The following is a 14,453-nucleotide window of genomic DNA, read 5'->3' on the forward strand; positions in this document are numbered from 1 at the left end:
TATTGAAAATATGACTGGAAACGCATTTTCATTAGGAGAAGAATTGGAATTAAGGAAAGTTGAATACAAGCTTCATAGAGAATTGTGGAGTAAATTCAATTATCCTGATTTGAATTTAAACTTTAACCAATGGGTAACAATAAAATACCTAAATGACAATGCTGACAATTTTGATGCAAACATTGAAAATATTCCCAACGACAAAGGAGGTTTGTATATGTTTTATGTTAAGTGTGAAATCATTACGGGCATAACTGAATATCCACTATATGTTGGACGGGCACAGTTTACAGCAAATCAAAATCTAAGAAAACGTGTAAAAGAATACTTTCAAAAATATCAACGTAATGATGAAAGACCAAAAATAACAAGAATGTTTAATTATTGGAAAAACGATTTACACTTAGCATATTTTCCATTAGATGATAACGAAGACACTGTTTGTATTGAAAAGGAGTTTATTAACTCATTACTTTTACCAATGAATACAGAAATTCCAGACGCAGAAATTAAACAAGCAATAAAAGCATTTCAATAATGAAAATTCCAGCGTTAAGAGCAAAAATAGGTAATTGGGATTACTACGTAACCACTCTTACTTTTGAACAAGTAGATAAATTTGTTTCAAAGGTTGATGAAAATTTACATAAGTCGGAATCATTAAAAGATTTGATTCAGCGAAGCATTACCGACAATTATAAAGGGGTAAAAGAATACATAATTAATCAACAAGAATTATTCTTTAATTCACTTGTATTAGCTGTTTATGACGATTATCCTGATTGGCAAGAAATTGAGTTTAAATATGACGAAACAGAAACTTATCAAATGGGATTACTTGATTTCCCTAGTCAGCATAAGATATTTCCTGTTGATGGACAACATCGTGTTGAAGGAATTAAAGCAGCATTGAAAGAAAAACCTGAGTTAAAAGACCAGCAAATTGCTGCAATTTTTATCGGACACAAAAACGATGATTCAGGAAAACAAAGAACAAGAAGATTGTTTACTACACTTAACCGTTATGCGAAACCCGTTTCACCTGATTATGTTATTGCGTTAGAAGAAGACGATGTTGTTGCAATTATGACAAGAAACTTGCTTGAAGAATATGACTTGTTTACAGGCAAAAGAGTTATTTCTGCAAAACAAAAAGCTATTCCACCTAAGAATAAAGAAGCTATCACATCTATTATTACTTTGTATCAAGCCAATCTTGAATTGTTCAAAGTTTTTTATGAAGAAAATTTCAAAAAGAAACCTACTAAAAAGGTCTTAGATAAATATCTAAAATTTAAACCATCAAACGAAGAATTTGAAGCCTATAAGTCTTTTTGTATTCGTTTTTGGGATGCTTTCAAAACAAAACTTTCATTCATTTCCGAGTATGTAAACACAGTTGAAAATTCAGCAGAAGCTTATCGTAATAATGAAACGGGAGGAAATCTTTTATTCCGTCCTATCGGTATATTGCCTTTTATAAAATCAAGCTTGTTGATTTATCAAAGAAAACAAATTTCATTTGAGCAAATCTTTGAGCGTTTTAATAATGTCAATTTTGAAATAAATACTAAACCTTGGTTAAATGTAGTTTGGAATCCGATTGAAAAGAAAATGATAATGAACTCTGATTCGGTAACGCAATCATTGCTTATTTATCTGTACTCTGACAATGTTTTGACTGCCCAAGAAATTAAAAAACTCAAAGAAGGCTATGCGTCAAAAATTTCATCACAAGACGTAGATAATGTTTTACAAGGAATTGAAAATTGAATTATAAACACAACATATCATACCTCGACTACAACGCCACCACTCCAATAGACCCACGAGTGTTGGATGCGATGCTTCCATTTCTAAAAGAAAATTTTGCCAATCCAAGCAGTACGCATCATTTTGGCAAAACCATAAATGAAGCCATAAAATCAGCAAGAACGCAAGTCGCAGATTTAATCGGTGCAACGGATAAAGAAATTATTTTCACAAGTGGTTCAACAGAAGCAATCAACATTGCTTTAAAAGGTGTCGCCGAAAATTATTCAGAAAAGGGTAAACATATCATAACAGTATCAACCGAACACAAAGCCGTTCTTGATACTTGCAATTATCTTGAAAATAGAGGTTACGAAGTAACTTATTTGTCTGTTCAAAAAAACGGATTGATTGATTTGGAAGAATTGAAAAAATCTTTGCGTTCAGATACAATTTTGGTTTGCGTAATGTTTGTAAACAATGAAACAGGCGTAATTCAACCAATACAAGAAATTGCTTTACTTACTCACGAAGTTGGTGCTTTGTTCATGACTGATGCAACTCAAGCTATTGGAAAAATAGACATAAATGCTGGAAAAATAGGCATTGATATTTTGTGTTTAAGCGGACATAAAATGTACGCTCCAAAAGGAATTGGGGCTTTGTATGTGAAGAAAGGAATTAAACTTCCTGCATACACGCACGGAGGCGGACACGAAAATGGATTGCGAAGTGGAACGTTAAACGTTCCGAGTATTATTGCACTTGGAAGGGCTTGTGAAATTGCTGAACAAGAAATACAACAAGATGCAGAAAGAATTGTATCGTTGCGAAATGAGTTAGAGAACGAATTGCTCAAAATTCCCGACACGTTCGTAAACGGAAGTACAGAAAATAGAATTCACAACGTCAGCAACATTTGTTTCAAAGGTTTTGACGCAAATGTTTTAATCGGAAGAATGAAAAATGTAGCCGTTTCAAATGGTTCTGCTTGTACTTCTGCAATTGTTGAGCCTTCATACGTTTTAACGGCAATGGGATTGAGTGATGATGATGCTTTTGCTTCAATTCGTTTTTCGTTGGGAAAGTTTAATACGAAAGAGGAAATAAAATTAGTTGTTAAAATTGTTTCTGAACTAATCAAAACAAGTTTTAGATATGCTTAAAGATTGCGAATGGTCTATAGATAGGGATTATAAAACAGGTTCGGAAAACGAGCCTATGCAGTTCTATTTGGAAGGTTTGGCAAATAGTTCCGAATTTCATTTGTTATTGGGCTATTTTAGTTCGGCAGCTATTAATTTGCTTTCGATTGGTTTTGCTACATTTATCAGCAAAGGTGGAAAAATGCGAATGGTCATCAATCATTTGCTTTCTGAAAAAGATAAAGCAGTAGTTGAAAAAGGGTTGAATGAAAACCCAAATAAGGTTTTTGATTTAACTGATATTGTTACGCTTGGTAGAATACTTGATGAATACGACACGCATTTTTTTGAATGTTTAGCTTATTTAATTGCTGAAAAACGCATTGAAATAAAAGTTGTAAAACCCAAAAATGGTAGAGGAATAGCACATTATAAGTCTGGTGTTTTTACTGATGGAGAAAACAGTATTGCATACAAAGCTTCCTGCAATTTTACATTGAGAGGGTTATCAGAAAATTTAGAAGAATTAGAAGCTTTCTTGAGCTGGGAAAACGGACGGTCAAATAAACTTATTAAAAAGCAAATGAGAATCATTGATAATTATTTTGCTGAAAATGATGACAGTGTTGAATATTTATCTGCAAGTGATATTGAAATTGCAATCAGAGATAGGTTTGGTAACAAAGATTTGGATGAGCTTATAGTTCAGGAATCCCAATTATTAAAAAAGAAAGTGAGCTTGATTAACAATGGGCGTTTGAAACAAACTATTCTCAAACTTCACAAAGAAATTGATAAAGTCATTCACAATCCAAGATTTCCCAATAATGGGACGCCAAGAACGTATCAGGTAGAAGCCTATCAAAATTGGGTTACAAACGATTATAAAGGAATTTTTGCAATGGCAACAGGAACAGGCAAAACAATTACTTCGTTGAATTGCTTGTTAGAAGATTATAAAAAAGAAAACTCATACAAAGCGATTATTTTAGTTCCAACAACAGCATTGTTGGAGCAATGGAAAAAAGAATGCGCCAAGTTCAATTTCAAAAATGTTATCACAGTAAGCTCAAAAGAAAAGTGGGAAGATAAACTTGCGTTTTTCAATACCGCAAGCAAATTGATTGACACTTCATATATCGTAATTGTAACGTACGCTTCGCTTTCGAGAGATAAGTTTCAAAGTTTTTTCAAACAACTTCCAAAGGAAACCCTATTGATTGCGGACGAAACGCACAATTTAGGTTCACAAGGACTTTTGAAGATTTTGCCGACAATTCATTTAGAAAAAAGAATTGGTTTATCGGCAACACCACACCGAAAATTTGACGAAGCAGGAAATACAGCAATTGAAGAATTTTTCAATGACAAATCGCCTTATATTGTTTCCTATTCAATGAAACAAGCATTAGAAAATGGTTTTCTCTGCCAATACACATACTTCCCGCATATCGTAAAATTGACTGAAGAGGAAATGAAACGCTATAAAGAAATTTCGCTTCAACTTTTGCGAATGGGTTTGTTTGATGAGAAAGGAAATTTTAAAAGTTCGCCAGAGATTGAGAAAAAATTGTTGGAAAGAAAACGCATTATCCATAAAGCCACCAATAAAATTGACGCGTTTCAAAAGATTTTGAACGATGAATTTAAGCAACGAAAAAACTTGAAATATACTTTGGTTTACGTTCCCGAAGGAGTTGAAGCAAATTTTGAATACAACGATTTCATTGAAGAAACAGAAGATGAAAACAAATTGATTAACGAGTACACAAGAGTTGTAAGTAATACTGACGATTCTGTAATGGTAAAACAATTCACGTCAAATTCCACAAATCGAGAAGGAGTTTTAATCAATTACGAAAAAGGAATTACACACGTTTTAACTTCAATGAAATGTCTAGACGAAGGCGTGGATGTACCTCGTTCGGAATTGGCGATATTTTGTGCCAGTACAGGAAATCCAAGGCAATTTATTCAAAGACGTGGGCGAGTTTTGCGTTTGCATAAAGATAAAATTCACGCAACAATTCACGACTTAGTTGTTATTCCTGAAGTTTCAAATAACGAAAGCACCTTTGAAATGGAAAAGAGCTTAGTAAGAAAAGAATTAGAACGTGTTGTTGATTTTGCAAATTTGGCAATGAACAAAACAGAAACATACAATTCTTTGAAAGATGTTTTAGACCAATACAATTTAAACTTAAACGACATTTGAAATATTTTCTTATGGCAAGAAAAGATGAAATTTTAAAAAGTTTTCTGAATCACGAATTACTTACAACAAAGTATGAGTTGCAAGATTCTGAAATTCCTGCAACAGTTCGTGAGGCACTCAATTCAGACAAGCTAATTATTAAAGCAATCGCTTTGATAGTTGAAGGTCTTGACGGCACGTCACCCGTAACTGATAAAGTTTTAAGAGACCAAGTAACCCAATTTTTAAACACAGTATCAATATGATTATCAAAAAAATATCCATAGAAAACTACCTCTGTTACAGCGGTGTAAAAGAGTTTGAATTATCAGACGGCTTAAATATTATTTTAGGAGAAAATGGAGAAGGTAAAACAAAGTTTTTTGAAGCCATTGAATGGTTGTTTGATAATAATAAATTAGGCTCGTTGTTCGACAATGATAACGACAAACTAAACTCATTAGTTTCTGCAAAAACATTGAACGAAGCGGAAATCGGAGAAGATTTTAGAGTAAAAGTATCCATTACGGTTGAGCAGTATGAGGAAAAACAAATCATTTCAAAATCTTTTATTGTAAAAAAGACAGCCGATAACGAGTGTTCAACTTCCAATTATATGCTGGAGGGCATTGAGGAAAACAAGTTAGGCGAAAGAAATCAAGTTGACGGAGCTGATTTATTAAATAGAATTTTTCCTTTTCAAATCCGAAAGTATTCAATGTTTAAAGGAGAATCCCAATTGAATATTTTTGAAAGCGAAGATGCTTTGATTAATTTGATAAACTTGTTTTCCGATGCAAAATATTATGACAAGTATTCTGAAAAAGGTGCTTTTCTAAGAGAAAAAGCAGAAAAGGCCGTTGAAGATTCTACAAAATCTAACAAGAAGAACGAAGTATTGTATAAAAATTTGGAAACCGAAATTCTTCGTCTTGAAAATGAAAAACACAAATATCAAGTTCACTTAAATTCAACTGTTGAAGAAATCAAAAAAATAGAAGGCAATCTTCAATCAGCAGAAAGCCACGTTAAAAATGCCGATACGCTTGAAACGATAAACAACAGAATCAAAAACATTGAAGAAAAAATTGCAGAGGCAAACAAACGTATTGACGAAAATTACACAACCTCATTGTTTGATGAAAAATGGATTGCAGTAAACTTTGAGCCAATTCATAAAGAATTTACAGACAAAGTAAAGCAGTTAAGTCATGACAGAAGAAAGCAACAATCTGAATTTGACAAGGAGCAAGGAATTAAAGAGGGCGAAAGAAAAGCCAAAGCAGAACTATTGAATAATGCCGTTCCGCTTCCTGATAATATTCCATCAAAAGTTATTATGGAGGAAATGCTCCACGATGAAATTTGTAAAGTTTGTAATCGAGAAGCTCCAAAAGGTTCAGAGGCGTACAACTTTATGTTTGAACGCCTGCAAACGTATTTACAAAGCCAAGTCAAAAAGGAAAAGGAAGCCGATGATGAACTTTTGTTCAAGAAAGATTATACGAGCAGACTTTTAAATTTGAGTGTAAGCCACGAAGACAATTTGAAAAATCTTAGAGAAATCAGAAAAACAATCAAAGATTTGTTTGAATTTAATGCTGATAGAAAAAAAGATATTGAGTTGCTGAATGAGCAATTAGAGAAAGAAAAAACAGAGAGAGAAAAGGTTTTAGGCGATTCAAGTATTGCAGAAGAAAAACTTGTCAATGTTCTGAAAAACTACAATTCTTGGCAAAGAGATTTGAAACAGAAAGGCAAAGAACAGATTGATTACGAGGCGAAACTAAAGGATATAGAAGCACAACTAAAAACCAAAAAAGATGAAAAAGACAAAATTGATTTAAGCTCTGCCCAATCATTTTTGATAAAAACAAGAACAATTTTGCGAGATATTGAAACGATTTTCAAAGACACGAAAGAGAAAAAGTTTGACGGGTTTATTGAAAAACTTGAAACGAAATCAAACAATATTTTCAAGCAAATTAATATTGATGCTTTCACAGGAACAATTGTTTTTGAAAAACAAAATAAGAGCAATAAAACGATTGTAAATATTGAATTGCAAGAAGACGGAAGAATTTTTTACAAACCGAACCAATCGTTGCTTACATCAATGCACATTTCCATCTTGTTTGCCATATCAGAGTTAGCAACGGAAATCCAATCAGAAAAATTTCCAATGATTTTTGATGCACCGACATCTTCGTTTGGCGAAAACAAAACAGAGAAATTCTTGAATCTGATTTACGAAACGGGCAATCAAAAAATCCTTTTGATAAAAGATTTCCTTTACACAGATAAAAACACAAAAGTGCTTTCAATCAAAGATGAATTTAAAAGCGTAAAAAGAAACAAAGCGTTTTGGGTAAAATTGGAAAGACCCTTTGACCCGAACAATTTAAAAACAATCAATACCCAAGTAATTACTTTGTAATATGGAAAACTTATTTGACAAATGGAAAACCAAAATTCCAAAGTATAGTGAAGTTCACAAGGTGCTTTTTACTTCGCTTTCACAAAAATTTGGCGCGGAAGGCGAAAAGAAAAATAATCTTGGAAAGTATTTTAGTACCAACTACGAATTGTATATGTATGCCTTTTTTTTGGGTTTATATAATGATGAATTTTCGCCAATTCCAAACGGAGAAAAGAAAACAGATTTCAGCCACCACATTCAACATTGGGGCAGTAAGACAACAACTTCTTACAGAAAAGATTTTACAAGCCTTCAAGAAAATATCTTTATTGCCTTATTTGCAAAAACAGAATTAGATATTCTTGCATTAGAAAAAGGTGAAATTGAAGAAGATGAAGTTGTAAAACAACTTATTCATACAATGGAATCATATACAAACGGAGGGTTAATTCTAATTAAAGAAAAAATTGATGAAAACCCGAATTACTTTCTTCAACCAACATCTTTTTTAGATATGATTTTGAGTAGTAAAATATATAAATAAAATTACAAGTGGGCTACTTTGGGGATTCAGTCAAATTCAATTAGAATAATTTACAGAGTGTTTTATTTAATACAGTAGCATTAGGCACTGGGTAGAGCATTGTAAGTAAAAATATGTTTTTAGTAATTAAGGATTTGAATAGACTTATTTTTATTATTGAATAGTAATTTTAAAATACAGTTTATTATTCTTAACCAATCACAGGCACTTCTACTAAATCCCCTCCGTCCCCAATCTATTCCAAATCGGAACAAAATGGGGACGGAGGGGATTGCTATTTTCTTGCGGAAAGCCTATGGTTAGCATAGCTTTCTACACTGGCTAACTTACTGCCATTCATATAATTGAGGAGTTCGCTACGCTTGCAAAACAATCGCTTTCCTACCTTGTAAAACGTGAATGGTGACTGCCGACTGCATGAATACTTGTATAAAGTGCTTTTGGAGATGCCTAACAGTTGGGCAGCATCGGCCAACTGCATAAAATCACTTTCGGCGGGTGGCACCACTTTTTCAGCTCGCCAATCCTGTAAAGCACTGACCATTCCTTTGAGTTCTTCCAACTCTTTCAATATTGTTGCAAAGGGATTTTCCATTTTAATTAGGGGTGTTTCGTTTTAAAAATTCATTCATGCGCCGCTGCGCTTCTTCTTTTTCGGCTGCGGCTTTGGCCTCCAACGAAGCCTTATTAAGTTTGAGCAATTGTTGATTGACCTCTACCTCCTGACGGGCTTTTTGCAGTTCATCAAAGGCTGCTCTTGGATTCATGGCCTCTGTTTCTTGGTTTGGGAGAGGCAACTCTGTTGTTGTGCTGGTAACAGAAGCCTCCCCGAATCTTGCTTCTTTGTTGATAGGAGGAAGGTAGTTGGACTTTTTAAACATACTCAGCGATACAATAAGCATGAGTACACCGCCAACTATCAACCACATTGTCGTATTTTCACCCAACAACTCATCAGGCATACTCATGCTCTTTGGGTTGTTTACCAAGATTGACAAAATCACTGCTAATTTGCTGACGTATCATGTTTGACTCCACCAAACGATAGGCCAAATCCTGCCGAATCGCTCCGCTATTAGGGCTCGGATTGACCATCTCATCTAATATGGTATTGACCAAATTATTACGAATTTCAACGTTTTTTTGTGCTTGCAATTGGTTGCTCTTGGCCAAATCCGTATAATCAGTTTTAATAATCATTTTGAGAATAAGGACAGCACTTTCAAAGAAAACCGAGAAGGCAATGACAATTTTACCCCAGAGGTCGAAGGCGATTTTGTGATATTCGTCGGCCTTATCTTTAGCTTTTTCTAAGGCAGCACTTTGCTCCACCGCCGAATAATGAGGCGTAGAACTCAACTCAAGAATATCTTGCTTGGCTACGGCCGTGACACTATCCCGCTTAAAACCTGTTTCAGTAGAAGACAATCGCCCTTCTATATCTTGGATTTTTTGCTCACACAGCGCAATATCATTTTTGATGATGCCCGCAAGTTTACCATCTCCTTCATTTCCACTAACCTTTTGGCTGAAAGAAACACCGCCAATTTCTTGGGCAAGTTTACTTTCTAAATCAGCTTTTTGGTGTCTCAATTGCGTTAGCTCATCTTGCAGTTCCTTTTTGCTGGCCAAATAATTCCCCACTGCGTTGGTCATGGGTTCGATGGTTTCAAGTCGTTTTTGCTGGTAATTTTCCTCAATGGTTTGCGTAATTTCTTTGCCGTACACAATGTATTCGTTCACCGTGTGGAGCATATAGGTTGAACCAAAGACGAAAATTAGCCTAAAAATCATACCCTTATTACTTGCACTGGCATACATGATGCGTTCGACTTGCAACATAATGCCCCCATAAATCAAGAACATCAAGACGGCAAGAAGGTAGCTATTGGATACCGTCCAAATCAAATAAGCCATATTAAGAGCTGAGAGTACAATAACGAGCCAGACACATAGTCCTACGGCGCGTTGCGTCATGCGAGAATGATTTGTGCATTGGGATAATAACACTTCATCAGAAAAAGAAGCATACTCTAACATATTTCCCATTTTTGTATCATTTTTAGTTTTAACAATTGATTAAATAATGAATTACTAAAAAAGACGGCACAACCAGTTTTATCGACACACTTACATTTTCCGCTAAAAAGTCTTGCAATTGCCAGACAAATCCGTATAGATTTTACTGAACAAATCGTTCAACTTCCAAATTTAACCGCGCGGGAGTTTCAGTGTGGTGCTGGCATATTTGTCAGTACCATTTTTTTGTATTCTAAATCATGGGTAGCTATGCCAATTTTTAGAAAATTCTATCTTTTGAGTACTCGTTTGATGTAGCAATAATATATAAGTCATTGATTATTGCATAAATAACGTATAACTTGCTACAATGACATGACAAAAGTCGTTATAAAAGGGAGTGTCTATTCGTATTTTCAACCTTTAATAAAAAGTTGAAAATAGTGTTTACTTTAACCTATTTGAATAATGAAACCATCTATTGTGCATGAATTATATTTTAAACTTAATTGCTTGCGTTCATTTCACGGAGCAAGTCAGGAGTTTAGTAAAAAGTTAGGGCTACGAATACAAGATAAAGCTTTTGCCAAAGGCTGGTTTACGCACCTACTTAATGATAAAAGTTTTTTTGAGGGTCATCGTTCTATTTATCTTCCAGAAGCACTGAGTTTGGCTGATGAACTCTTGGCCAAATACAGAAAAAAGACAGAAGATGAGGCGATTATATCGTTTAAAGTTAGCGACTTACAGGAGACAATCACGCATTTAGACCAAGAGTTTGAGAAAGGCAATGTAGATTATTCTCTTTGGTATTACGATATGCTCACGCAAAAAATACGCAGCCCTCAGGTTTTGGCTCGTAACCCAGAAGTATATAGAAATCTGCATTTTAGCATTGCTAAATGTCTGATGCAACGCGGCGAAGCGTACCGTGACTTTAAGCCACTCGAAAGTATTAATTATGTGTTAGAAATCAATCAGTATTTACCGCCCAATCCACTTCTTTATATGCGAATGCTGAATTTGAAAGGCCATATTCATCGACAACATTCGCCTATTAAAATAGCGATTGATTATTATGATACACTTTCTAAAGAAGCCAATTTTTTTTCTTTGGGAACACAAAAGTCTTATTGGAATGCGTTACTTGAGCATCAATTAGCGATTACATTAGCTCATAATAAATCATATTTAAAGCAAAAAGACATATCACTCAAAGCGTTGGAATTATTATCAAAAAGTAATCAATATTTTGATGACAATACAGATGAAAAATGGTCTTTATTTACCAGAATTAGAGAAGCAGAAATTCAATTATTGGTAGGAAATAAAGATAAAGGAGGCGCATTTTTGGATATGTTGGAGCATCGGCCAGATTTATTGATGAGGCTTCCTTTATCGCACCAATCTATTTATTTGAGAGCAAATACTCTTCGTTATGCCGTAACTGAAAATAAAGAAAATGCACTTAAATATTTATCTTCTGTACAGGAATTTAATCAAAAACATCAGTATTTGGGACAGTTAAATTTGATAGAAAAATATAAAAATGAACTTTTAAACCAATTAAAATAAGGTCTTTACTCAGAAAAAAAAGGAAAATAACTACACCCAGTGTATTTACTTCCTAAATAAGAGAAAAATGTTAAACTGGTTTAAAAGAAAAACACCAATTAGTTACTATGGCTGAAAGCAGCAAATGGCGAATAAAATAGCCAAAGCAATCCCTGCTCATCAACTTTATTGTGAACCCTTTTTTGGGGGTTGAGCCGTGTACTTTGCAAAGGAACCTTCAGAAATAGAGGTAATTGGGGATAAAAATGAAGTAGTGGCGAACTTCTACCAAGTGGCACAAGACGAGGATTTGTTTCCTTTGTTGCAACAGTTGGTTGTTGCCACGCCCTATGCCCGTCGCGAATGGGCAATTGCTCGCAACGTTTGGCGCAATGCCGATTGCTTTTCAGAGCTAAAGAAAGCATGGGCGTTTTGGGTTTTGAGTGCCACGTGTTTTAGTTCAAGCATTGGTAGTGGCTTTGCTTTTGACAGAAATCATAATACAGTCGCCAAACGTTTCAATAACAAAAAGAAAAACTTTGGGTCGCGAATCAAGGAACGTTTGGCGAAAACTTGTATTGAAAACATAGGAGCTTTGGATTTGATAGCCGCCCGCGACACAGAAAATGCCTTCTTTTATATCGACCCGCCTTATATATCTGAGCGTATGGGCAGCAAATCAGGCAAAAATAAAGTTGACCAAGGCCATTATTCTGGCTACACGGTACAGGATTATGACGATTTACTGACGCTATTGGGTGGGCTGAAAGGCAAATTTATTCTGTCCAATTACCCTTCAGATTTGCTGGATAAACACGTGCAGGCCAACGGACGAAAAGTGCGAAGCGAAACCAAGGCATTACAAGCAGGCTCTAAGGTAAAAGGCAAAGTATCGAGCTTGAAAACGGAGGTATTGGTGGCCAATTTTGATTTAGTTGTAGAAGTATAATCTAATGAATAACCGTATTTTGCAAGACCCCGAAAGCAGCTCGTTAGTAGCTTTACGAATCCAACTTTGTATTGAAATAATCGGGAGTTCGCTAATGTAAAAGAAAGTGATTTTGCTCTTGCGCTGACAAAGCAATTGGATATAATTGGGCGGTGAAAGCCGCCTTTTTCTTTATCTTTTTTTCTGATTTTCATGGTTAATGTAGTAATTTATTGTCGTGTTTCCTCTGACCTTCAGGTACAAAATGGGGCTTGATTGGACGGCCAAGAAATAGCATGTCGTCAATTTGCACAAGCCAAAGGCTGGACGGTCATGCAGGTATTTAAGGAAGAAGGGGTTTCGGGTTGAATCCTTGAAAGGCCAGCATTATTGAATTTATACCAGTTTGTGTCTTCGTATAATGCCAAAAATCCGACCAAAATCATGTATTTTTTATGTGATGACATAGACCGTATTGCGCGTGATATAGTGGTTCACATGCAAATCAAACAAGAATTGGAGAGGTTGGGCTTGTCTTTTGTTACCGTAAAAATGACGTTTGAGAACACGGCTACGGGTAGGTTTTCGGAAGGGATTATGGCCTTACAAGCGGAATTTTTCCGCAGGCAAAACGCCGAGAGAGTTTTTTCGCGCCAACACGCCCGTTTGATGGACGGTTATTGGCCATGGTTTCCGCCATTGGGTTATCAGCAAGTCAAATCGGCTCACGGCTGAAAAATCTTGTTACCCAAAGAACCCGAAGCAAGTTTGTTAAAAGAGGGTTTAGAGGCTTATGCTTCGGGCAAAATAATATCTGTTAGAGAATTAAGAGACTTTTGGAATAAAAAGGGTTTGCGTTCTCAGACAGGCGAATCGAAGGGCTCGGCCAAAGGAATGAGCGTGAGTAATGTGGGTCGTATATTGAATCAGTTGGTATATGCGGGCTATATAGCATATCAAAAAACGACGAAAGATGCCAATGGAGCAATGCTTTGGCATTGGAATGTTCCGTTTCGTAAAGGGAAGCATGAAGGGCTTATTTCGCTGGAAACGTATAATATTATTCAAGAGAAATTAAATAATAAAAAGCCCGTGATGGGGAATTTTTCCAGTCTTTATGATGAGCATTTTCCGTTAAAATGAATGTTAGCCGATGAGGAAGGGAATTTATTGTTTGCGGGTTGGAGCAAGGGTAGAAATCAATCTTATCCTTATTATAGGTTTAGTAGTGGCTCAGCCTATAAGGGCAAATCCATTAGAGCGGAGAAGGTACACAAACGATTAGAGTTGTATTTTAGAGGTATTACACTCAGCCCCAAAGACAAGGAAGCCTTTAAAAAACTGCTGATAGAACACGTAAATGGACTAAAGAGCCAAGTGCATCAGAGAGATACAAGCCGTGAATTGAAGATTCAAGAGCTTGAAAAAGAATACAATAGCTTAATGGATAAGATTATTCATTATAGCAACCCGACGCTTATTCAAAAAATAGAATCGCAGTTGTCGAGTTTGGAACTGACGATACGTGGCTTAAAAGAAAGTAATGTGACTGCCTCAACCGATAAACGATTGGAGGAGGAGGTTTTGGAGGCAACGGTCAGGTTGATATTGAGTCCACGACAGGCGTGGGAACAGGCTAATCACCTTCAAAAGAAGAAATTTATTGAAATGTGGTTCAAAGAGCCGTTAAAAGTGAGCCCTGTAAAAAATGGTGTTTTGAACCGCCCACAAAGTGCTTTGCGAGAGGCGTTTCAGGTGTTTGATAATAGGAAAAATAGTCATTTGGAGATGACGGATACAGATTTGAACCACTTTTGAACGGTATTATACAGCGAAATACTGGCATGGTCGCAGTATAAGGAATGGGGTGGGGTTTCTGTGTAAAGGAGGTATAAAAT

16 protein-coding genes are annotated in these 14,453 nt (G+C 35.4%); 13 read left to right on the forward strand and 3 right to left on the reverse strand.

Annotated features, from left to right (window positions below):
- Positions 1-10 precede the first annotated feature (10 nt).
- Genes BM090_RS16590 through BM090_RS16620 form a run of 7 tightly spaced genes read left to right on the forward strand, consistent with a single transcriptional unit; the run spans position 11 to position 8,054 of the window.
- Complete coding sequence (locus BM090_RS16590; protein ID WP_091516215.1) at positions 11-538, forward strand: GIY-YIG nuclease family protein; 528 nt, start codon at positions 11-13, stop codon at positions 536-538.
- A complete protein-coding gene (locus BM090_RS16595; RefSeq protein ID WP_091516219.1) occupies positions 538-1,773 on the forward strand; it encodes a DNA sulfur modification protein DndB in 1,236 nt (411 codons plus the stop codon). Before BM090_RS16590 ends, BM090_RS16595 begins: the two co-directional genes overlap by 1 nt.
- Positions 1,770-2,918 (forward strand): cysteine desulfurase family protein, encoded by a 1,149-nt coding sequence (locus tag BM090_RS16600; protein WP_317040752.1) that lies wholly within the window; start codon positions 1,770-1,772, stop codon positions 2,916-2,918. The genes BM090_RS16595 and BM090_RS16600 overlap by 4 nt, the downstream gene beginning before the upstream one ends.
- Positions 2,911-5,112: a DEAD/DEAH box helicase family protein gene (locus tag BM090_RS16605; protein ID WP_091516222.1), complete on the forward strand. Its 2,202-nt coding sequence runs from the start codon at positions 2,911-2,913 to the stop codon at positions 5,110-5,112. Before BM090_RS16600 ends, BM090_RS16605 begins: the two co-directional genes overlap by 8 nt.
- Before the next feature lie 11 nt (positions 5,113-5,123).
- Positions 5,124-5,357, forward strand: coding sequence for a hypothetical protein (locus BM090_RS16610; protein ID WP_091516224.1), 234 nt, complete (start codon positions 5,124-5,126; stop codon positions 5,355-5,357).
- The gene (locus BM090_RS16615; protein ID WP_091516227.1) at positions 5,354-7,528 is read left to right on the forward strand and encodes an AAA family ATPase; all 2,175 of its coding nucleotides are present in this window, start codon (positions 5,354-5,356) and stop codon (positions 7,526-7,528) included. Before BM090_RS16610 ends, BM090_RS16615 begins: the two co-directional genes overlap by 4 nt.
- Position 7,529: 1 nt before the next feature.
- On the forward strand, positions 7,530-8,054 hold the full coding sequence (locus tag BM090_RS16620; RefSeq protein ID WP_091516230.1) for a hypothetical protein: 525 nt from the start codon (positions 7,530-7,532) through the stop codon (positions 8,052-8,054).
- Positions 8,055-8,328: 274 nt separating this feature from the next.
- On the opposite strand, the gene BM090_RS16625 is transcribed toward BM090_RS16620, so the two are convergent.
- From BM090_RS16625 to BM090_RS16635, 3 genes are read right to left on the reverse strand one after another with little or no spacing between them, the layout of a single operon-like run.
- Complete coding sequence (locus BM090_RS16625; protein WP_091516234.1) at positions 8,329-8,649, reverse strand: helix-turn-helix domain-containing protein; 321 nt, start codon at positions 8,647-8,649, stop codon at positions 8,329-8,331.
- A gap of 1 nt (position 8,650) precedes the next feature.
- Positions 8,651-9,022, reverse strand: coding sequence for a hypothetical protein (locus tag BM090_RS16630; RefSeq protein WP_143084014.1), 372 nt, complete (start codon positions 9,020-9,022; stop codon positions 8,651-8,653).
- Positions 9,009-10,103, reverse strand: a complete 1,095-nt coding sequence (locus BM090_RS16635; RefSeq protein ID WP_091516239.1) for a DUF4407 domain-containing protein — start codon at positions 10,101-10,103, stop codon at positions 9,009-9,011. Before BM090_RS16635 ends, BM090_RS16630 begins: the two co-directional genes overlap by 14 nt.
- A 438-nt stretch (positions 10,104-10,541) precedes the next feature.
- On the opposite strand from BM090_RS16635, the gene BM090_RS16640 reads away from it, so the two are divergent.
- The 6 genes from BM090_RS16640 to BM090_RS16660 all read left to right on the forward strand — a co-directional run bounded on the left by BM090_RS16640 (position 10,542) and on the right by BM090_RS16660 (position 14,373).
- Positions 10,542-11,648: a hypothetical protein gene (locus BM090_RS16640; RefSeq protein ID WP_091516243.1), complete on the forward strand. Its 1,107-nt coding sequence runs from the start codon at positions 10,542-10,544 to the stop codon at positions 11,646-11,648.
- 196 nt (positions 11,649-11,844) lie between these two features.
- Entirely contained in the window at positions 11,845-12,576 is a 732-nt protein-coding gene (locus BM090_RS16645; protein ID WP_091516247.1) for a DNA adenine methylase, read from the forward strand.
- Between the two features lie 255 nt (positions 12,577-12,831).
- Positions 12,832-12,924, forward strand: a complete 93-nt coding sequence (locus BM090_RS18210; protein WP_143084015.1) for a recombinase family protein — start codon at positions 12,832-12,834, stop codon at positions 12,922-12,924.
- 75 nt (positions 12,925-12,999) lie between these two features.
- Entirely contained in the window at positions 13,000-13,290 is a 291-nt protein-coding gene (locus BM090_RS16650; protein ID WP_394333481.1) for a recombinase family protein, read from the forward strand.
- Positions 13,291-13,296: 6 nt separating this feature from the next.
- Entirely contained in the window at positions 13,297-13,698 is a 402-nt protein-coding gene (locus BM090_RS16655) for a recombinase family protein (RefSeq protein ID WP_177199989.1), read from the forward strand.
- Positions 13,699-14,373 carry a hypothetical protein gene (locus BM090_RS16660; RefSeq protein ID WP_091516256.1) on the forward strand — a complete coding sequence of 225 codons (675 nt, stop codon included), beginning with the start codon at positions 13,699-13,701 and terminating at the stop codon, positions 14,371-14,373.
- Positions 14,374-14,453: the final 80 nt, after the last annotated feature.

The organism is Flexibacter flexilis DSM 6793, assembly GCF_900112255.1.
GTDB classification, from domain to species: domain Bacteria; phylum Bacteroidota; class Bacteroidia; order Cytophagales; family Flexibacteraceae; genus Flexibacter; species Flexibacter flexilis.

What these genes read in the sequence shown, in the direction of transcription:
- BM090_RS16615 (WP_091516227.1), top strand. Translation starts at nt 5,354, where the DNA reads ATGATTATCAAAAAAATATCCATAGAAAACTACCTCTGTTACAGCGGT.
- BM090_RS16635 (WP_091516239.1), bottom strand. Translation starts at nt 10,103, where the DNA reads ATGGGAAATATGTTAGAGTATGCTTCTTTTTCTGATGAAGTGTTATTA.
- BM090_RS16625 (WP_091516234.1), bottom strand. Translation starts at nt 8,649, where the DNA reads ATGGAAAATCCCTTTGCAACAATATTGAAAGAGTTGGAAGAACTCAAA.
- BM090_RS16610 (WP_091516224.1), top strand. Translation starts at nt 5,124, where the DNA reads ATGGCAAGAAAAGATGAAATTTTAAAAAGTTTTCTGAATCACGAATTA.
- BM090_RS16595 (WP_091516219.1), top strand. Translation starts at nt 538, where the DNA reads ATGAAAATTCCAGCGTTAAGAGCAAAAATAGGTAATTGGGATTACTAC.
- BM090_RS16620 (WP_091516230.1), top strand. Translation starts at nt 7,530, where the DNA reads ATGGAAAACTTATTTGACAAATGGAAAACCAAAATTCCAAAGTATAGT.
- BM090_RS16660 (WP_091516256.1), top strand. Translation starts at nt 13,699, where the DNA reads ATGTTAGCCGATGAGGAAGGGAATTTATTGTTTGCGGGTTGGAGCAAG.
- BM090_RS16650 (WP_394333481.1), top strand. Translation starts at nt 13,000, where the DNA reads ATGTATTTTTTATGTGATGACATAGACCGTATTGCGCGTGATATAGTG.
- BM090_RS16590 (WP_091516215.1), top strand. Translation starts at nt 11, where the DNA reads ATGACTGGAAACGCATTTTCATTAGGAGAAGAATTGGAATTAAGGAAA.
- BM090_RS16640 (WP_091516243.1), top strand. Translation starts at nt 10,542, where the DNA reads ATGAAACCATCTATTGTGCATGAATTATATTTTAAACTTAATTGCTTG.
- BM090_RS16605 (WP_091516222.1), top strand. Translation starts at nt 2,911, where the DNA reads ATGCTTAAAGATTGCGAATGGTCTATAGATAGGGATTATAAAACAGGT.
- BM090_RS16630 (WP_143084014.1), bottom strand. Translation starts at nt 9,022, where the DNA reads ATGAGTATGCCTGATGAGTTGTTGGGTGAAAATACGACAATGTGGTTG.